At 56.7% G+C, this 19,919-nt stretch carries 18 protein-coding genes; 12 read left to right on the top strand and 6 right to left on the bottom strand.

Annotation, left to right across the window (positions count from 1 at the left end; translation table 11 throughout):
• Window positions 1-3 precede the first annotated feature (3 nt).
• Both rnpA and yidD read left to right on the top strand, forming a co-directional pair.
• The gene (gene rnpA / locus RZS32_RS16640; protein WP_339106721.1) at window positions 4-402 is read left to right on the top strand and encodes a ribonuclease P protein component; all 399 of its coding nucleotides are present in this window, start codon (window positions 4-6) and stop codon (window positions 400-402) included.
• On the top strand, window positions 399-656 hold the full coding sequence (gene yidD / locus RZS32_RS16635; protein WP_317054681.1) for a membrane protein insertion efficiency factor YidD: 258 nt from the start codon (window positions 399-401) through the stop codon (window positions 654-656). Before rnpA ends, yidD begins: the two co-directional genes overlap by 4 nt.
• Here the strand turns inward: yidD and RZS32_RS16630 are convergent.
• Window positions 592-1,587, bottom strand: a complete 996-nt coding sequence (locus RZS32_RS16630; RefSeq protein WP_317054680.1) for an alpha/beta fold hydrolase — start codon at window positions 1,585-1,587, stop codon at window positions 592-594. The genes yidD and RZS32_RS16630 overlap by 65 nt on opposite strands.
• Before the next feature lie 87 nt (window positions 1,588-1,674).
• Between RZS32_RS16630 and RZS32_RS16625 the strand changes: the two genes are divergently transcribed.
• Window positions 1,675-2,559 (top strand): sulfotransferase domain-containing protein, encoded by an 885-nt coding sequence (locus RZS32_RS16625; RefSeq protein WP_339106720.1) that lies wholly within the window; start codon window positions 1,675-1,677, stop codon window positions 2,557-2,559.
• An 8-nt stretch (window positions 2,560-2,567) separates the two neighbouring features.
• Here the strand turns inward: RZS32_RS16625 and speB are convergent, their stop codons facing one another.
• The gene (gene speB, locus RZS32_RS16620) at window positions 2,568-3,527 is read right to left on the bottom strand and encodes an agmatinase (protein WP_317054678.1); all 960 of its coding nucleotides are present in this window, start codon (window positions 3,525-3,527) and stop codon (window positions 2,568-2,570) included.
• Window positions 3,528-3,601: 74 nt separating this feature from the next.
• Window positions 3,602-4,501, bottom strand: coding sequence for an aspartyl/asparaginyl beta-hydroxylase domain-containing protein (locus RZS32_RS16615; protein ID WP_339106719.1), 900 nt, complete (start codon window positions 4,499-4,501; stop codon window positions 3,602-3,604).
• Window positions 4,502-4,828: 327 nt separating this feature from the next.
• Between RZS32_RS16615 and RZS32_RS16610 the strand changes: the two genes are divergently transcribed.
• From RZS32_RS16610 to RZS32_RS16595, 4 genes are all read left to right on the top strand, one after another.
• Entirely contained in the window at window positions 4,829-5,587 is a 759-nt protein-coding gene (locus RZS32_RS16610) for a hypothetical protein (RefSeq protein ID WP_317054676.1), read from the top strand.
• A gap of 221 nt (window positions 5,588-5,808) precedes the next feature.
• Window positions 5,809-7,257 carry an IMP dehydrogenase gene (guaB, locus tag RZS32_RS16605; protein ID WP_317054675.1) on the top strand — a complete coding sequence of 483 codons (1,449 nt, stop codon included), beginning with the start codon at window positions 5,809-5,811 and terminating at the stop codon, window positions 7,255-7,257.
• Window positions 7,258-7,302: 45 nt separating this feature from the next.
• Window positions 7,303-8,484, top strand: coding sequence for an RsmB/NOP family class I SAM-dependent RNA methyltransferase (locus RZS32_RS16600; protein WP_339106718.1), 1,182 nt, complete (start codon window positions 7,303-7,305; stop codon window positions 8,482-8,484).
• 207 nt (window positions 8,485-8,691) lie between these two features.
• A complete protein-coding gene (locus tag RZS32_RS16595; protein WP_317054673.1) occupies window positions 8,692-11,010 on the top strand; it encodes a hybrid sensor histidine kinase/response regulator in 2,319 nt (772 codons plus the stop codon).
• A 3-nt stretch (window positions 11,011-11,013) separates the two neighbouring features.
• Here the strand turns inward: RZS32_RS16595 and RZS32_RS16590 are convergent, their stop codons facing one another.
• Complete coding sequence (locus RZS32_RS16590; protein WP_317054672.1) at window positions 11,014-11,658, bottom strand: gamma-glutamyl kinase; 645 nt, start codon at window positions 11,656-11,658, stop codon at window positions 11,014-11,016.
• 182 nt (window positions 11,659-11,840) lie between these two features.
• On the opposite strand from RZS32_RS16590, the gene recA reads away from it, so the two are divergent.
• From recA to RZS32_RS16565, 5 genes are all read left to right on the top strand, one after another.
• A complete protein-coding gene (gene recA / locus RZS32_RS16585) occupies window positions 11,841-12,932 on the top strand; it encodes a recombinase RecA (protein WP_317054671.1) in 1,092 nt (363 codons plus the stop codon).
• Window positions 12,933-13,058: 126 nt separating this feature from the next.
• Window positions 13,059-15,716: an alanine--tRNA ligase gene (alaS, locus tag RZS32_RS16580; protein WP_317054670.1), complete on the top strand. Its 2,658-nt coding sequence runs from the start codon at window positions 13,059-13,061 to the stop codon at window positions 15,714-15,716.
• Window positions 15,717-15,751: 35 nt separating this feature from the next.
• Entirely contained in the window at window positions 15,752-16,036 is a 285-nt protein-coding gene (locus RZS32_RS16575) for a DUF1330 domain-containing protein (RefSeq protein ID WP_317054669.1), read from the top strand.
• Between the two features lie 125 nt (window positions 16,037-16,161).
• Entirely contained in the window at window positions 16,162-16,449 is a 288-nt protein-coding gene (locus RZS32_RS16570; RefSeq protein WP_317054668.1) for a DUF1330 domain-containing protein, read from the top strand.
• Complete coding sequence (locus tag RZS32_RS16565; RefSeq protein WP_317054667.1) at window positions 16,449-16,919, top strand: MOSC domain-containing protein; 471 nt, start codon at window positions 16,449-16,451, stop codon at window positions 16,917-16,919. Before RZS32_RS16570 ends, RZS32_RS16565 begins: the two co-directional genes overlap by 1 nt.
• A gap of 22 nt (window positions 16,920-16,941) precedes the next feature.
• Here RZS32_RS16565 and typA read toward each other — a convergent pair whose 3' ends face one another.
• Both typA and RZS32_RS16555 read right to left on the bottom strand, forming a co-directional pair.
• On the bottom strand, window positions 16,942-18,765 hold the full coding sequence (gene typA / locus RZS32_RS16560) for a translational GTPase TypA (protein ID WP_317054666.1): 1,824 nt from the start codon (window positions 18,763-18,765) through the stop codon (window positions 16,942-16,944).
• A 73-nt stretch (window positions 18,766-18,838) separates the two neighbouring features.
• Window positions 18,839-19,879, bottom strand: a complete 1,041-nt coding sequence (locus tag RZS32_RS16555; RefSeq protein WP_317054665.1) for a GNAT family N-acetyltransferase — start codon at window positions 19,877-19,879, stop codon at window positions 18,839-18,841.
• Window positions 19,880-19,919 lie beyond the last annotated feature (40 nt).

Raw genomic sequence — 19,919 nt, 5'->3', positions numbered from 1 at the left:
GATATGACACCGCCGGAGGCCCCTGCTGCGCAAGCGGGGAACACGCCCCCGGCGGTGTCCGTTTGTCTGGAGGTTCTCAAGAAACGCAGTGATTTTCTGGCCGCGGCACGCGCACGCCGGCAAGGGACCAAGGGCATGATGGTGCAGGCGCGCCATCGCGGCGATGACAGCGGCGAAATACGGGTCGGATTTACCTGTTCCAAAAAAGTTGGAAATGCCGTGCTGCGCAACCGCGCCAAACGGAGGTTGCGCGAAGTGGCCCGTGACGTGCTGCTCCGAGATGGACAGCCGGGATGGGATTACGTTCTGATCGGACGCGCGGGGGCGACGGTTGAGCGCGACTTTGCATCGCTCAAAGCTGACTTAGGCTATGCGCTCAAAAAGCTGCACGGTCCGACATGAGCCCGCTGGCAAATATCCTCGCGCTCCCGGTCAAAGCCTACCGGCTGATCTTTTCCCCATGGGTCGGCCACAATTGCCGCTTCCAGCCAACGTGCAGTCAATACGCGCTGGACGCGTTGGCAAAACATGGCGGGCTGCGGGGCGGGTGGCTGGCCCTGCGCCGAATATTGCGCTGCAATCCGTGGGGCTCTAGCGGTTATGATCCGGTATCGGATCCGGACGCGGGGTCGGATCAGGGGCAGGGCCGTCACTGACCAGAGCCAGATTCCAATGATCGGTCATGGCACGGGTCGGGATCACGTTGCGATCAAGCTTACCTTCAAAAGTATGAAACAGGTCCTCATAAAAACGCGGCGCTTCAAAATACCAGCGGTGTGAAATACCTGCACTTGTGCCGAACTCCGCACGATGCGTGTCAAAGTAATGCCCGCAGTAGAGATTGACCGCCTTCTGAGAATGATCATCGGGCAACCCAACACGCCCCAAACGGCGGGACACACCAATGCGTTTGGTTTCTGAAATTGAAAGAACTTCGTCAAACGGGCTGTAATAGTTGGTCAGACGTGTGGAGCGGCGCAGCAAAGAGCTTGATTTCGGATTGCCCTCTGCCATCGACTTTGAGGTGATATCCGCGGCGACAAACGCAATCTGGCTGACGGTCCAGCTTTGCTGTGCCGTGGCATGATCGTCATCGGCAAAATCAAACGCCTCGCGCACCAGAAAACACCCCATCGAGTGGGCCAGCACATGAATGTTAAATCTGCAATCCGGCTCCTGTGCACGCGCCACATGAGTAATGCCGTCTTTGAACAGCCGGTCCGCCGATAGCCGCGCATCGCGCCGGTCGGCATTGTAGCCCAATACGAAACCATCGCTTGGCCAGTCAAAGCTGACGACACAACCCTTAAACCCATGCGCCATTAACCCATCACGAATTTTGCGATGGCGTTCGAGCATGTCCCACTGGTCGGTGTTAAAGCCATGTACAAAGAAAACAATGTTGCCCTTGTCCGTGTCGGTGGCCCCGGCTTTGTCCTGCACTGCGCGAAAAAAGGCCGTGCGAGAGATTTCATGACTGCGGATGGCGCGCGTCACATCGCCTGGAATAGCGAGGTACTTTGCCCCGCCCAAAGAATTTGAATACCCATCACCCGATCGACCGCGTACGGAAAAGAAATAGTCCATAACAAATGCTCCTTTTACTCAAATAATGATAGATCCTAGCACGTTTTGAACATTGCGTCTGTGGTCTGGCCGTGCTTTGCAGAAGACATGCAAAGACCCACCGATATTGCCGGGATGATGCGCGCGCTTGAGGGCTTCATGACAGCCGAGGGCAAGGCCAGGGGGCTGTCCCATCCGGTTCGGGCCAGCGATGTGTTTATCTCGCCCTATGCCAAATGCGGCACCACCTGGATGCAACAGATCGTGCATGGGCTGCGCACCGGTGGAGATATGAGCTTTGACGAGATCACCGCCGTCACACCCTGGATCGAGATGGCACATGATCTTGGACTGCCACTAGACCCACAACCGGGCGATTTTCGTGTCTTCAAGAGCCATCTGAGTTGGAACGAGATTCCCAAAGGCGGGCGCTATATCGTGGTTCTGCGTGATCCGGTGGATGCGATGGTGTCGCTCTTTCGGTTCTTTGAGGGGTGGTTCTTTGAGACCGGGTCTGTAGCTCTGGACAGGTTTGCCGACTACTTTCTGGGTGAACGCGACGGGCGGGACTACTGGACGCATCTGGCCTCCTGGTGGGCGATGCGAGAGCGGGATGATGTCCTGCTGCTAAGCTATGAGGCGATGAAGCATGATTTGAGGGCGTCCGTAGCGCAAGTGGCCGCGTTTCTTGAGATCACGGATGATGCAACAATTGCTGTGGCCGAGGCGCAGGCGAAGTTTGACTTCATGAAGGCACATGAGACGCAGTTTGATGACCATCTGACCCGGATGGCACGCGATGCCGCGTGTGGCCTGCCACCGGGCAGCGTGGCCTCAAAGGTCAGCACGGGGAAAGCAGGGGCAGGCAAGCCTTTGGTCAGTGATGCGGTCCAAGCGGCTTTTGCCGCCACATGGACCGAGACGATTGAGGCGCAATTTGGGTTTGAGGACTATGCCACTTTGCGCAAGGCTTTGGAGGGAGAGCCGGGGTGAACCCCTGCCTACGTTTTTGAGCTGAAGTGGAAGATGAAGCCAAGCAGGTTCAGAAGCACTTGTGCAGCGAGGATCGAGGTTGAGCCTGTCGGATCATAGTCCGGGGCCACTTCTACCAGATCAATGCCCACCACCTCATGCCGCTGCGCCACCTGCTGGAGGATTTCCAGCACATCGTAGTAGAGAAACCCACCATGACTTGGTGTGCCTGTGCCCGGCGCGATGGAGGGGCAAAAGGCATCTATGTCGATGGTGATATAGACACGTGCGCCTTCTGGAAGGCGTTCTGATGTGGCCTTCGGGCCAAGAGCGCGCACCTGCCGCACCGACAGGATGTCCGAGCCGCGCGCGCGTGCATCCTCATAGCCCTCCTTGGCTGTGGAGCTGACGTTGCGGATGCCAAGTTGTGTGAGGCCGGTGACATAGGGCTTTTCAGCGGCGCGACGCATCGGATTGCCATGTCCGTAACGCACCCCGTGGCGCTCATCGACAAAATCGAGATGTGCGTCAATTTGCAGGATGTGGATGTCGCCGTGACCCTTAAAGGCATTCACGCAAGGGATATTGACCGAATGATCTCCGCCAATGGTGACGGGCAGGGCACCGGCCTTGAGAATAGCGCGCACACCGGACTCAATATTGGCGTGCGATTTTTCTGTGTCCGTATGCACAATATCGGCATCGCCAATATCCACGATGCGCACGTCGCCAGGCAGGTAGGTGGCGTCATCTTCATGGTCATAAGCCCCGGCATGACCGAAAGAGAATAGCGTCGATGCCTCTCGCACCCCGCGTGGACCAAACCGCGCACCCGAGCGCCATTGCGTGCCAAAGTCAAAAGGCGCCCCAAGGATGGCCACATCAGCGTCTATGGCACTCCAGTCCGAGACATAGGGTCGTTTGCCAAAGGTAGAAATACCAACAAAGGGCAGATCCAGCCTGCCGCCTTCATATCCATGTGTGCTCATGTGGGTCCTCTAGTCGCCTTGCACAGAAGATTACAGACGGGGTGCAGAATTGAAAGCGTCCCTGTGCCGGAAGCCTAGAAGAAAATCCAGTAAATCAGCGCGAGGTAAATGCCGTATTGCACCACGTAATAGACGTTGCTGTTCCAAGCCTTCACGCGTTTGCCGAGGAAGCGGACTTTCTGAATGTGGCCGAATACCTTGTTCAGGCCACCCACCTTGTCACCTTCAACGTTTTTCGTTGCACTTGCCGACATCACCAGGTTCGAAAACCCCGTGTTCAGCCAGTCAATCGGAGCAAATGTGACAGGGCGCTTGATGTCGAGAAACAAAATGATCCTGTTCTGGTCAGTCTGGTTTTCCGCGTAATGGATGTAGGTTTCGTCGAACATCACGACCTCGCCATCGCGCCACGAATACTTTTGTCCGTCCACATCAATAAAACAAGCGTCATCGTTTGGTGTGCTGAGGCCCATGTGATACCGCAATGATCCGGCAAATGGATCGCGGTGCTTTACCAGCCGTGCGCCGGGCGGCAGCATCGCGAACATCGCCCCCTTTATCGATGGCAGGCTTTCAATCATTTGTGTGGTCTTCGGGCAAAGCTTGGACGCGGAGGCCAGTTTTGATCCATACCACTTTAGGTAAAATCGCGTCCAACCTGTTTTGAAGAAAGAGTTGAACCCAATATCATCCATGTCGTCAGATGCCTTGATCGCGCCTTGTTGGTCGATCTGTATGGCTTCGTCACGGATCACCTCCCAGTTGTCATGCAACACCTCAAGTTCAGGAAAATGATCCTTGCTGATATATGGCGTCGTTGGCACCTTGGAGAACATGTAAAACAGAACATTGATCGGCCCCAACAGGTTGGAGTGGTCAGTGAATCGCCGCTTGATCAACTCGTGCCGGACTTCGCCCCGCGTTTGAACGTAAATCGCACACATGATGAAAATCAGAAGGATGTAGGGGCCCATTTTCTTTCTTTTCCTGTCAGATCTGCCGCGCCGCAACACCACAATGGCTGCAGCGTCGCGGGGCATTCTCGGTGCAGTCAAATGCTTTTGCAAGTCACGTTTCGAAAAGGTTTGGCGCTTGCATGTGCAGCAGTGCAGATGAGTTGCTCCGCGAAGCTTTTCTACTTTGGACAAGACGATTTTCGATGGCAGACCAAGGCCCTTCAATAGCACGCGGCCTTGCCTGATTGGCGCGCGCGGCAGCCATTGAATTACCCAAAACATGTCCCACTTCACGCAACTTTAGCCTGCTAGGCATTGTGAAAGATTGTTTTGAGGTCTTTTGATATGTCCTGGATATTCAGACTTATTCCGTTTCCAGTCATTTTGTTTTTACTTGGTCTGGCTTGCCTCGCTCTGACAGGTGCTCTTTTCAACTATGAGAATGGCAAACGCATTGCACGTGAAACGGGTGCACCCGGCGCCGTGGCCGTTTCCCAGATGCAACCTGTTCGCGGGTTTCCCTGGTTTGAAGAAACGACGATACGCGCTCAAGCCAGCGAAGACCTGTCCTATGTCTACTGGTACGAAAACGAAAGCACTGAATTTCCGGTTATTTTCCTTGTCGACCCCGATCATGAAGGCCCGGTGCAAGAAGTGTTGGGGGCTTTTTCATACACCAGTCTCGAAGATGCGGAAGTTGGAGCATATCTCGAACAAGCATATGTGGAAGATGGCGCGCTTGGGCCCATTTTCGAACTCACAGGTGTTCGTGCGCTTTCCCCACCCGTCACAATGGAAGAGATTGACTGGGCCGCCGCCGACTTAGGTGTGACAGTGTCAGAAAACTTTTTCTACATTGAGCCCCATTTCGCGGGACGTGAGACAATTGTTGAAGCGCGTCCGGAACTCTATTTTGTTGCCGGTCTCATTGGCGTATTGCTGATCTGGTTCTCGATGATCGCCGCAATTATCCGCAAAAAGTGGATGCGCCGTGAACGGGATGGCGGGTCCACGGGTGCCGCTGCCAAAAAAGGTGTCGTCGCAGCCGCAGTGGGGGGCATTGCCAAATTGGCTGATGGTGGCGACGGAGAAGGTTTTATTTGAACCCAGCTCCGACCAGGATCCGAAAAGCCGCCAGGCGCAAGGCACCTTTGCCGATGAAGGCGTGATTTGAAGCGTTTTGAGTCAATTTGAAATCGAAACGCTTTGGGTTCGCCCACCGGGTTTACCGCCAAATTCTTCAGCCACGATAGAACGCCCCTTTCCATTCCCGTCAACCCATGCAATAGGGAACCGCCAAACGAGCCGTGCCAAGGAGATACGCCATGGAGATTCGTGAGGCCCTCACTTTTGATGATGTTCTGCTGGTGCCTGCCAAGTCGAGCGTATTGCCCAACACCGCCGATACGCGCACGCGGGTGACGCGGTCGATTGATCTGAATATTCCGCTTCTCAGCTCGGCGATGGACACCGTCACCGAAGGGCGCATGGCCATTTCCATGGCGCAGTCGGGGGGGATGGGGGTCATCCACCGAAATCTGGATATTGAAGAGCAATCTCGTGAGGTGCGGCGCGTCAAGCGGTTTGAAAGCGGGATCGTGTACAACCCTGTCACACTGACCCCAAATCAAACATTGGCCGATGCCAAGGCCTTGATTGAGAGGTACAATTTCACCGGTTTCCCTGTCGTGGATGAAGGCGGTCGCGTGGTGGGCATTGTCACCAACCGTGACATGCGCTTTGCCACCTCTGATGACACGCCGGTGCATGTGATGATGACCAGTGATGATCTGGCGATCCTGACCGAACCTGCGGACCTTGAAGAAGCCAAAAGCATGATGAAGGCGCGGCGCATCGAAAAACTGCTGGTGACGGATGGAACAGGCAAACTAACCGGTCTTTTGACATTGAAGGATACCGAACAGGCTGTGCTGAACCCGTCGGCCTGCAAGGACAAGCTGGGCCGGTTGCGCGTGGCTGCGGCTTCGACCGTTGGGGACGCCGGGTATGAACGCTCAGAAGCGCTGGTCGATGCAGGTGTGGACATGATTGTCATCGACACCGCGCATGGTCACTCCGAAGGTGTGGCGATTGCGGTCGAGCGGGCCAAGAAGCTATCAAACGAGGTTCAGATCGTAGCCGGCAATGTCGCGACCGGCGAAGCCACCAAGGCCCTGATCGGGGCAGGCGCGGATGCCGTCAAGGTCGGCATTGGCCCTGGCAGCATTTGCACCACACGTATGGTGGCCGGTGTGGGTGTGCCACAGCTGACAGCGATCATGGATTGTGCCGAAGCGGCGGGAGACACGCCTGTGATAGCGGATGGCGGCATCAAGTTCTCCGGCGATTTTGCCAAGGCGATTGCGGCGGGTGCGTCCTGTGCCATGGTGGGTTCGATGCTGGCCGGAACGGATGAAAGCCCCGGCGAAGTGATCCTCTACCAAGGGCGCAGCTTCAAAGCCTATCGCGGTATGGGCAGTCTCGGGGCAATGGCACGCGGTTCTGCGGATCGGTACTTTCAAAAAGATGCAGCCAGCGACAAGCTGGTGCCGGAGGGGATTGAGGGGCAGGTGCCCTATAAAGGGGCCGCTGGTACGGTCATCCATCAGCTTGTTGGCGGTCTTCGGGCGGCCATGGGATATACCGGATGTGCCACGGTCGATGCGATGCGCACAGAATGCAAATTCGTTCGGATCACGGGGGCTGGGTTGAAGGAAAGCCATGTGCATGATGTGCAAATCACGCGCGAGTCGCCGAATTACCGAATTGGATAAATCACCTTATATCAGTGGCTTATCATCCCATCTTGAGATGCTGTCATGACGCCAGCGGCACGTGTGCAAGCCGCGATTGAGATCCTCGATCACATCAATCAGGGCACAGCCGCGGAAAAAGCGCTGACCACATGGGCGCGGCGCGCGCGCTATGCCGGGTCAGGCGATCGCGCCGCTGTACGGGATCACGTGTTTCAGGCCCTGCGTTGCCGTCGCAGCTATGCGGCTTTGGGCGGTGGCACAAACGGCCGGGCGCTCATGCGTGGCGCCTTGATCGACGCCGGTGTTGCGCTGGACACTGTTTTCACCGGAGACGGCCATTCACCTGCTGTTTTGGACACGGAAGAGCTAACCAAAGGACGCGATCCTGCGGCTGGTGCAGAACAGGGCAATTTACCAGATTGGCTTTGGAAACGGTTTGAAACCGCCCTTGGTACGGGCAACGCGCGGCTTAGCGCACAGATATTGCAACAACGCGCGCCTGTCACATTGCGTGTCAATTCCAGATTGAGCACCGCCCCACAAGCCATTGAAATTTTGAAAGAAGACCAGATTACGGTTACATCCTGCGATCTGATTGATACCGCGCTTATTGTGATAGAGGGCGCGCGGCGCGTCGCAGGATCGCGCGCCTACTGCGAGGGATACGTCGAGCTTCAAGACGCAAGCAGTCAGGCGGCCATGGCTGCTTTGAGCGTTGCGCCGGGATCTCGTGTCCTCGATTATTGTGCCGGCGGCGGCGGCAAGACCCTGGCGCTGGCCGCACGCGTGACTGCCGACTGGTTCGCACATGATGCCAATGAGAGCAGAATGAGCGACCTGCCGCGGCGTGCAGACCGTTCAGGCATCACTGTGACCTGCCTGGAGACCAACGCTATTGCGGATGCAGCCCCCTTTGATCTTGTTCTGTGTGATGTTCCGTGTTCGGGCAGCGGTACCTGGCGGCGCGCGCCCGAGGCAAAGTGGCGGCTGACATCGGAACGGCTCGAAGAGCTGTGTGTACTTCAGCGCGATATTCTTCAGGATGCTGCGTCGCTGGTCGCACCCGACGGGCAGCTGGCATACGCAACCTGCTCGCTTTTACCTGAGGAAAATGACCATCAGGTGACACGCTTCATAGATCAACATCCTGACTGGGAGATCACACTCCAAAAGTCATGGTCCATTTCTGAATGGGGCGATGGGTTCTTTCTCGCCAGTTTAAAGCGTTCGGGCCAAAAAACCTGACTCACAGCTTTGGGTCGAACGCAGCGCATGATACGAGTTTTGCGTGCGATCTGCCTTTATCTGACGTCCCAGGTGAAAGGCCTGGCGCTTTAAAAGAAGAAACGATCACGATATACAACCTTGACGTGTATCGACGGCCAAGATTAATCTGACCTTAAAACTTGCACCCCAAAGACGAGGGTGAGTTTCAGTAACGGGGATGCAGTTTTGGCTGATACCACAGGGCATTTCTCTGCGGCACGCGCAACAAGAACACGTCTTAGACCGCGAACCCGCGCGGTCTTCGTCATCGCAACGGCATGTTTTCTGACCTCCAATGTTGTGCCTGACTTTCCATCTTTGGTGCTTTTGCTGATCTCGATTCTGCTTTTGCTGACAACCGGTCTGATCCTCGCCCTGAACACACTCAGCCAAAGGTCTGATTTGCACACGCTGAAAACGGCGGAACACTTTTTTGATGACGACGCCAGCCCCAGTTTTATGACCAGTGCAAAGGGTGACATCCAATACGCCAATCGTGCCGCCATGCAGCTTTTTGAAGGGCAGGTGCTTCATACCCTGGCCGGTGTTTTGCAAAACAGTATCGCCAACCCCGGTCCGGTCTTATTTCGCCTGGAATCCCGTGCGGTTGCACGCGGAGCCGCGCATGAGGATGTGGTAACGCGGGACGGACATTTCCGCCTCTCGGTGCATCGCACACGAGATGATCATTTTATCTGGCGGATTGAAAAATCGGCGGAGCGCCCTGCCAGTGAAGCGGATCCGATGCCCTTGCCGATGATGACCGTTGGGCGCAATGGAGCGGTTCTATACATGAACACGGCGGCGCGTGATCTGATCGGGGAACGTGCGCGCACACTCGATCGCGTATTTCCCAAATTGCCCCTGCGGTCGGGTCAGATCAACAAGATCAACAGCAGCGAAGGCGCGGTGTCTTGTCTGGTGGTTGAGCTTGAAGGCGCAGCAGGGCGACGAGAAGTGTTCCTGCTCCCGGGCATTGCGCCGACGGAACGTCAACCGGATGGATGGGCATTTTTTGATGAATTGCCTGTCCCGTTGCTCAAACTGGCGCGTACGGGCGAAATACATCTGTCAAACCGTCCGGCGCGTGATCTGTTGGGTGTTGAGGGCTGCTCGGGCAAAATCGTGAGCGACCTTATGGAAGGCCTTGGGCGCTCAATCCCTGATTGGCTCGAAGATGCAGCGGCCGGGCGTGGCGGTGTGCATTCGGAATTCCTGCGCGTCAAACGTGAGGATCGTGAGGTGTTTCTTCAGGTGACGCTGAACCGCGCCACCGAAGCAGGTGAAACCGTTTTGATCGCGGTGCTGAGCGACGCAACCAAACTCAAGTCGCTGGAGGCGCAGTTTGTACAAAGCCAGAAAATGCAAGCGATTGGCCAGTTGGCTGGTGGTGTGGCGCATGATTTCAACAACCTTTTGACGGCGATCACTGGCCATTGCGACCTTCTTTTGCTGCGCCATGATCAGGGGGATCCAGATTTTGCCGACCTGGTACAGATCAATCAGAACGCAAATCGCGCGGCAGCATTGGTCAGTCAGCTTTTGGCCTATTCACGCAAGCAAACGCTGCGCCCGGAAATCATGGATCTGCGGGATATGCTGTCGGACCTCACGCACCTGCTCAATCGTCTCGTGGGTGAGAAAGTTACCCTCTCGCTCAGCCATGATCCGACCCTGTCGTCGATCCGCGCAGACAAGCGTCAGCTGGAACAGGTTTTGATGAACCTGGTCGTCAATGCGCGCGATGCCATGCCCGAAGGGGGCGATATCAGAGTGCGTACTGAAAACATCACCCTTGATGATCCGCTGTGGCGGGATCGTGCAATCGTAGCGCCCGGGCGCTATGTGCGCGTCAGTGTTGAAGACAGTGGTATGGGGATTCCCGCCGACAAAATCCAGAAAGTGTTTGAACCGTTTTACACAACCAAACGCACAGGTGAGGGCACGGGCTTGGGGCTTTCGACGGCCTACGGCATCGTGAAACAGACCGGAGGATTTATTTTTGCAGACAGCACGCCGGGCGAGGGCACTGTGTTTCAACTTTTGTTTCCGGCTCACGACGCCATTCAAGCGCCTGAGAAAACGCCTGCCGAAGAGGTTGCGCATGACCGACCGGTTGAGGGCGTGGTTTTGCTGGTGGAAGATGAGGCTCCGGTGCGGGCATTTGCCAGTCGTGCCTTGCAAATGCGTGGCCTCACAGTTCTTGAAGCAGATTCGGCAGAATCAGCACTTGAACTATTGAAGGACACGACTCTGAGTGTTGATGTGTTTGTCTCAGATGTGGTGATGCCCGGAATAGACGGACCAAGCTGGGTTATTCGCGCATTGCAATCACGACCCGAAACTCAGGTTGTTTTCATGTCTGGTTACGCCGCCGAAACCTTTGGGGAAATTCAGGCCCGCATTCCGAACTCACTGTTCCTGCCAAAGCCATTTTCGCTGACGGATTTGACCGATATTGTCCAACGTCAGATGATGCGCGCGAAATCCATTCCTGGGCAATGATCCCTATCGGTGCGCCGGGGCCTCTCCATGAGACAGCGGTGTGTAGAGCCCGTTGGCGTCAATTCCGTCATACAATGCAAATTCGACCGCACATTTACGTCGAAGCTCGGTCTCCACTTCTGCGCTAAGCAGGAGCTCCAGTTTTGGGGACTGGTTCAGCCGTCTTGTAAAGACATCTGTTTTCAAACGATTTTTCAGGAAATCTGTCAGCCCCTGCTGATCTTCATACCGAAAGAGATGCGTGACCGCTGTGCCATTTTTCTGCGGCTCCAGAAACTTGGCCTGAGAGCCGACATTGGCACAGGGCGGACGATTGCCTTTCAGATAGGCCAGCACAAACTCATCGAAGCTCAGCTCATGCGTTGAGGTTCGCGTACCTTCGTGGCCGGGACGGCGGCGATAGCGATACCAGCTACCGAGCCAATCGATGGGCTCGCGCATCACCGCGAGTACGTCGAATCCCTCGCCGCAAAACTTCTCTAACGAGGGGCGAAAGAAACGATTGTATCGAAAGACCGGCGCATGTTTGAGTTCCGGTGGGTCACGCACGACCAATGAAGCACGAGCAGCCAAGGCATCCTGATAAGCCGTGGTGCCAGTTTTGGGCACAGACAAAAAAACGAGTTTTTCTTTAGAAAACGCAAGCATCTGCGGGAGTGTCCTCGTTTTGACTGCTATTCACCACTCTTTAACGCATCCACGCAAAAATCAAATACGAACAATTTTCTTGAAATGTTCTCCTTTTGTCTTCATAAGCTTTGAGAACAAGAGGTGAACGAAAGCAGTCATGGACGCGCCAAGCGGCCTATGAAATAAGGAAGGCGACAGGTATGGCAACAGCAGAACTTTTGGACATGGATCCCAAGAAAAACACAGACCGTCAAAAAGCGCTCGACAGCGCATTGGCACAGATTGAGCGCCAATTTGGCAAAGGTTCGATCATGAAACTGGGTGCTGACAACCCAGTGCAAGAGGTTGAGGCCACATCGACCGGTTCTTTGGGTCTTGATATTGCGCTTGGCATCGGTGGCGTGCCCAAGGGGCGCATTGTTGAGATTTACGGGCCAGAAAGCTCTGGTAAGACAACGTTGACGCTGCATTGCGTCGCCGAAGAACAGAAAAAAGGCGGTGTTTGCGCCTTTGTTGATGCCGAGCATGCACTCGATCCGATTTATGCCCGTAAACTGGGAGTTGATCTGGATGAGCTTTTGATTTCTCAGCCTGACACAGGTGAGCAAAGCCTTGAGATCGTTGACACTCTGGTGCGCTCTGGTGCAGTCAGCATGATCGTAGTGGACTCCGTTGCGGCTCTCACGCCCAAGTCTGAACTCGAAGGTGACATGGGCGACAGCAGCGTCGGCGTGCATGCCCGGCTGATGAGCCAGGCGATGCGCAAGCTCACTGGTTCGATCAATAAATCAAAATGCACCGTGATCTTCATCAACCAGATCCGCATGAAAATCGGCGTCATGTTCGGAAGCCCCGAGACAACGACCGGCGGCAACGCTTTGAAATTCTACAGCTCGGTGCGGCTCGACATTCGCCGGATTGGCGCAATCAAGGATCGTGACGAGGTCGTGGGCAACCAGACCCGTGTGAAAGTCGTCAAGAACAAGATGGCACCGCCCTTCAAGCAGGTTGAATTTGACATCATGTATGGTGAAGGTATTTCCAAGATGGGTGAACTTCTTGACCTGGGCGTCAAGGCGGGCGTGGTCGAGAAATCCGGCAGCTGGTTCAGCTACGGCGATGAACGCATTGGGCAAGGGCGTGAGAATGCCAAGGAATTCCTGCGGGAAAACGCCCGTGTTGCCTATGAGATTGAAGACAAAATCCGGGCCGCCCATGGCCTTGATTTTGATATGCCAGAAGGCATGGGATCGGATGACACAGGCGGGGATGATGATATCCTCGAAGCCTGAGTTTTCCAGCAAGTGACAGGAAACGGTCCGGTGCAAAACGCCCGGGCCGTTTCTAGTTGTGGACATGGATCAGCACGGCGGCTAAACCTCGGACTCCAATAATGCTGCAATGCCGCGAGACCCGATATGCCTACGCTGAACGAGATCCGCTCGACCTTTCTGAATTTCTTTGACCGCAACGATCACGAGGTCGTGGCAAGCTCTCCGCTGGTGCCGCGCAATGATCCGACGCTGATGTTCACAAACTCGGGCATGGTGCAGTTCAAGAACCTCTTCACCGGGGTCGAGAAACGCGATTATTCCCGCGCGACGACGAGCCAGAAATGCGTGCGGGCAGGCGGCAAGCACAACGATCTCGACAATGTTGGCTATACCGCTCGGCACCACACGTTTTTCGAGATGCTCGGCAATTTCAGTTTCGGCGATTACTTCAAATCCGACGCAATCCCCTTTGCCTGGGATCTGCTGACCAAGGACTTTGAGATCGACAAATCCAAGCTTCTTGTCACGATTTATCATACCGATGATGAAGCCGCCGAGATCTGGAAGAAACACGCGGGCCTTCCCGATGAGCGCATCATCCGTATCGCCACGGATGACAATTTCTGGTCCATGGGCCCAACGGGGCCATGCGGGCCTTGTACCGAGATTTTCTATGACCACGGACCGGCCATCTGGGGTGGCCCTCCGGGAAGCCCCGAGGAAGATGGCGACCGATTTATTGAGATCTGGAACCTCGTCTTCATGCAGAACGAGCGTTTCGAAGATGGCAGCATGGTCGATCTGGACATGCAGTCGATTGACACCGGCATGGGGCTGGAACGGATCGGTGCGCTCTTGCAGGGCAAGCATGACAATTACGACACCGACCTGATGCGCAGTCTCATTGAGGCCAGTGCGAACGCCACAAATGTGGACCCTGATGGTGATGGCAATGTCCATCACCGGGTGATTGCCGATCACCTGCGCTCGACCAGTTTTCTGATCGCCGATGGTGTAATGCCATCAAATGAAGGGCGCGGTTACGTCCTGCGCCGGATCATGCGCCGGGCGATGCGACATGCGCATTTGCTTGGGGCCCAGGACCCGGTGATGCACCGGCTTGTGTCCAATCTGGTGGCGCAGATGGGTCAGGCCTTTCCCGAGTTGGGGCAGGCGCAGGCGCTGATTGAGGAAACGCTGGAGCTGGAAGAGAAACGTTTCAAGCAAACGCTCGACCGTGGCTTGCGGCTTTTGGATGATGAACTTGAGAAGCTTTCCGATGGCGCGGCTTTGCCAGGAGAGGCGGCGTTCAAGCTCTATGACACATACGGGTTTCCGTTGGACCTCACCCAAGATGCCTTGCGTGAAAAGGGCCGTGAGGTGGATGTGGCTGGGTTCGATGCGGCCATGGACGAACAAAAAGCCAAGGCGCGTGCGGCCTGGGCCGGCACAGGTGAGGCGGCAGATGCCAGCGTTTGGTTTGATGTTGCCGAAGAGCACGGAACCACGGATTTCCTGGGCTATGACACTGAAATCGCCGAAGGACAGATCGTGGCGCTGGTGCAGGATGGTGCGCCTGTCGAGGCGGCGACGAAAGGTGCCGACGTCCAAATTGTGCTCAACCAGACGCCATTCTATGCCGAAAGCGGTGGACAGGTGGGCGATACCGGCGTGATCCGCGTTGAAAATGGTTTGGCGCGCGTGACGGACACTAAGAAAGTTGCGGGTGTATTCATTCACATTGCCAATGTCACCGAAGGCGAGATCGTCAGTGGAGCTGCGGCGCAGTTGGTTGTCGACCACACGCGCCGCACGTCTATCCGCGCCAACCATTCGGCCACACACCTGCTGCACGAAGCCCTGCGCGCCGCGCTTGGCGATCATGTAGCGCAGCGCGGGTCGCTCAATGCCGCCGATCGGCTGCGGTTTGACTTCAGCCATGCCAAGGCGATGAGCCTTGAGGAAATCAAACGCGTGGAGGAAGAGGTGAACGCCTATATCCGGCAAAACACGCCGGTTGAGACACGGATTATGCCACCCGATGATGCACGGGAACTGGGCGCGCAGGCGCTCTTTGGCGAAAAGTATGGCGACGAGGTCCGCGTGGTCTCAATGGGCACCGAAGCCGGGTCCGGCAAGGGGCTGGACGGGCAGACCTATTCGATTGAGCTTTGCGGCGGCACGCATGTGCGTCAGACCGGGGATATCGGCATGTTCGTGACGTTGGGCGAAAGCGCCTCAAGCGCTGGCGTGCGTCGGATTGAGGCGCTCACAGGGGCCGAGGCCTTCAAATATCTCAGCGAACAGGATCACCGGCTGGCCGAAGTGGCGCTGGAACTCAAAGCGCAGCCTGGCGATGTTCTGGATCGCGTGCGTGCGTTGATGGAAGAGCGCAAGGCGCTGAGCAATGAAGTTGCCCAACTGCGCCGTGATGTGGCCATGGGTGGCGGTGCGACTGCAGGACCCGAAGCCAAGGACATCGGCGGGGTCAAGTTTCTCGCACAGGTACTGTCCGGCGTCTCGGGCAAGGACCTTCCGCCGCTGATGGACGAGATGAAAGACAAGCTTGGCTCAGGCGCGATTCTCTTGATTGCGGATGCAGGCGGCAAGGCCGCTGTGGCGGCTGGTGTGACGAAAGACTTGACCGAACGCGTCTCTGCTGTTGATCTTGTCCGGGCCGCGGTAGGTGAACTTGGCGGCAAGGGCGGTGGCGGCCGTCCGGACATGGCGCAGGGCGGTGGCACGGATGTGACGCGCGCTGATGCGGCGATCAAGGCGGCAGAGCAGGTGTTGCAAGCTTAACCTCTCTTTCCCGCCACCCTTGGGAGGGGGAGAGTATGACAGCGTATGTGATTGCCCGGATCAATGTGACAGAACCGGAAGACTACCAGACCTATGCCAGCCAGACTGTGGCGCTGGCCGAAAAAGCCGGCGGGCGGTTTCTGGTGAAAGGCGGCACACAGACGCAAGTTGAGGGCAACAGCCCCGACCGGCATGTGATCATCGAGTTTCCGGACCATCAAGCGGCGTTGGATTGGTATAACTCGCCTGAGTATCAACGCATTTTGCCGATTGCCGTGTCCTCCAGCGAACGCGATATCGTTATCGTTGACGGCATTTAGAGCGTTTCGCGATAGACCCGGTTCACAGATGATCGCGAAACGTAGCGTGACACTCATTCGTTGCACGCGTTTCACCTTTCGCTGATAGTTCAGGTGAAGGCGAAACGCTTCAAAGGAGAATTGACATGCCTGCACTATGGATCGCTCATGTGACCGTGACTGACGAAGAGGCTTATGGCCGTTATGCCAAGCTGGCCGGGCCTGCGTTGGAAAAACATGGCGGGCACTTCATTGCGCGGGCTGCGCGCTATGTGCAGCTTGAGGGGCGCGACCATCCACGTAATGTGGTGGCGAAATTCCCGTCGCTTGAGGCGGCAGAAACCTGTTATCACAGCGCAGAGTATCAAGCGGCGCTCGATCATGCACGCGGCGCGTCAGAGCGCGATTTGGTGATTGTCGAGACGACCGAGTAGTGCAGGGCAAACTTGCCGAACTGATCAAAACCCATGCCGGGGCAGGGCGCGTGGACTGGATCGGTGTGCGCCCCGAGCGATTGGCCGAGGTTGTGCCTGTCTCATCCGCGAGGGTCGTCAAAGACGGATTGGAAGAGGATCATGGGCGGTCGGGCAAACGTGCGGTGACACTCATTCAAGCCGAGCACCTGCCGGTGATTGCAGCACTAGCCCATCGCGGTAAGGTCACGCCAGAGCTTTTGCGCCGCAATATCGTGGTGTCAGGGATTAACCTGACGGCCCTGCGCAACCACCGACTTCGGATGGGTGAGGCGGAACTTGAGATCACCACCCCCTGCGCGCCCTGTTCCCGGATGGAGGCGGCTTTGGGCCCCGGCGGGTACAACGCGATGCGCGGTCACGGCGGATGGTGCGCTCAGGTGGTGTCACCTGGGCTGGTGTCTATTGGGGATATGGTAGAGCGGGTTTAGCCTTGTATACGACCACCCCGGTCTAGGCCCCGGATTTGGATGCTCGCTTTCTTTCATGCGGATCGAGATGGCGTTTGCGTAAACGGATGGCGTTCGGTGTGACCTCAACCAACTCGTCATCGTTGATATAGGCAATCGCCTCTTCCAGTGAGAGCGTGATTGGCGTGGTCAAGCGCACAGCCTCATCGGTGCCAGAGGCGCGTACATTGGTGAGTTTCTTACCCTTGAGCGGGTTCACTTCCAGATCATTTTCGCGGCTGTGCTCTCCAATAATCATGCCCGTGTAGATCTTGGCCTGCGCCCCGATAAACATCTTGCCCCGATCCTCAAGGTTCCACAGCGCGTAAGCCACAGATTCACCGTTTTCCATGGAAATCAGAACCCCGGCACGACGGCCAGGGATCGGACCCTTGTGTGGCGCCCAGCTGTGAAAGACGCGGTTGAGCACACCGGTGCCGCGTGTATCCGTCAGGAACTCACCATGATACCCGATCAACCCACGCGAGGGCACATGCGCCACAATGCGCGTTTTTCCCGTACCAGCCGGTTTCATCTCGGTCATTTCGCCGCGACGTGGCCCTGTGATTTTCTCAATCACCGCACCGGAATAGTCGTCATCCACATCAATCGTAACTTCCTCGATGGGCTCTAGCTTTTGTCCCGTCTCATCTTCCCGCATCAGTACCCGAGGGCGCGAAATCGAAAGCTCAAACCCTTCGCGGCGCATGTTTTCAATCAACACACCCATTTGAAGCTCACCACGGCCCGCGACATCAAAGGCCTCACCGCCCGGCGTGTCGGTGACCTTGATCGCAACATTGGTCTCGGCTTCTTTCATGAGCCGTTCGCGGATCACGCGCGACTGCACCTTTTTGCCATCTCGACCGGCCAGCGGGCTGTCATTGATGCCAAAGGTGACCGAGATGGTGGGCGGATCGATGGGTTGTGCTTCAAGCGGTTCTTCGACGGCCAAAGCACAGATTGTATCGGCCACTGTCGCTTTGGACATGCCAGCGATGCTGACAATATCACCGGCTGTCGCCTCATCGATGTCTTGTGTGGTCAGTCCGCGAAACGCCTGAATTTTGGTGACGCGGAACTGTTCGATCTTTTGGCCAATGCGGCTCAGTGCCTGGACGGTGGCTCCGACCTTAAGGTGTCCGGATTCGACTCGGCCTGTCAGAATGCGACCCACAAACGGATCAGCTCCCAGCGTGGTGGCCAGCATTCGGAAGTCCTCATCCGTGCGGCTCACCTGGCGTGGGGCAGGGACGTGATTGACGATGAGATCAAAAAGTGCGGAGAGGTCGGCGCGCGGTCCGTCCAGTTCATGATCGGCCCAGCCGGAGCGGCCAGAGGCATACATATGCGGGAAATCCAGTTGGTCCTCATTGGCATCCAGCGAGGCGAAGAGATCAAAGCATTCATCCAACGCGCGGTCCGGCTCGGCATCGGGTTTGTCCACCTTGTTGAGCACCACGATCGGGCGCAGGCCAAGCGCCAGCGCCTTGGAGGTCACGAACTTGGTCTGCGGCATCGGGCCTTCGGCGGCATCGACCAACAGAACGACACCGTCGACCATCGAAAGAATCCGCTCGACCTCGCCGCCGAAATCAGCGTGGCCAGGGGTGTCAACAATGTTGATCCGCGTGGATTTCCATTCCACAGAGGTGGGCTTGGCAAAGATGGTGATACCGCGTTCACGCTCAAGATCGTTGCTGTCCATGGCGCGTTCGGCCACGGCCTGACCTTCGCGAAATACGCCGGATTGCTTAAGCAACTCATCCACGAGGGTGGTTTTCCCGTGGTCTACGTGGGCAATGATAGCAATGTTGCGCAGGTCCATATGCGTGCTCTTTCCTCTGATGTGAGATGCGCCCTATACGGGGTCGCACCGAATGGCCAGAGGCAAATCGTTCTTATGCTGCAATGCGGCGGCGCGCGAGGCCCGGAAGGCGCAGCATGGTAGGACCTAAAGGTCGCAACGCGGCCCCGCTCCCAAGCTTGAAGCGGGCAAGGCCCGGAGCGTTTTCGCTATCGACCGTGCCGAGATCGAGACGTTGGCACCCCTGTACCGCCAGCCAGTTCGCAGCGCGCCACAAGAGCAGGTTATGTGCCGAATACTTGCGCCCTTCCGTGTCACTCCAGCCAATGTGATAGCTGGCCGTGGGTGGATGGCGCAGGAACAGCATCGCGGCGATGATCCGCCCCTGACGATGCGCCACGAAAAGCCGCGTGGCGTTGGGATGAAGCCGGGCCCAGGCTGTGGTGAAGGCTGCGGGCAGGGTGCGATACCTGCGCGCGCGACGTTGCGCCGTTTCAGCCTGCAAGAGCCACGCATCTCGGCCCGGATGAAACCGACGGTGGGCCACTTCGATGTCATTGCGTTCGGCATGACGCAGACGGTTGCGCCATTTGACCGACTGCGCGGAAAGACGTGCCTCGGGCGCGTCGCGCAACCACAGCTCAGCCACGTATTGGCATGTCCAGAGGGCGCGGTAACCCGCAGCGGCAAAGAGAGGAAGTTCGGCCGGTGTTTCCAAGGCGACGATGGATCCTGTGGCCACACCTGCTTCTTTGTGAAGCAGATCAACAACATGGTGTCGATCACGCCCGGAAGCCCCTGGCGCCCAGACTGGACCACGCGGCACCCATCGCACCTGCACCGGACCAAACCGGCGCTTGACCAATTGAAGATGTGCAACACGTACCCCGTGTTTGCGCGCGCTCAGACAGGTCACATTGGCCCCCAACGAACGCAGGGCATCGCCGTAGTAAGGATGCTGCTGCATCGGGCAAAGCCCTGGAGGCATGGCGCCGGTCCGATCAAAATATAGTTCCATGCCGCCATTAACCGGATCAAAACCTAAATCGTGGTTAAGTCCGGCACATGAAACGATCCATCCGACATATGAGTGACGTGCACGCACCTCCGCCACGCCCAACACTGTTAGCAGCACTCATTCTGGCGCTGTTTTTATCGACTGTGTTTCTAACGGG

It is taken from the genome of Roseovarius sp. W115, from assembly GCF_032842945.2.
Classification (GTDB): Bacteria; Pseudomonadota; Alphaproteobacteria; order Rhodobacterales; family Rhodobacteraceae; genus Roseovarius; species Roseovarius rhodophyticola.
The sequence above is the reverse complement of the archived record's forward strand: the minus strand, read 5'-3'. Positions and strand labels throughout refer to the sequence as shown.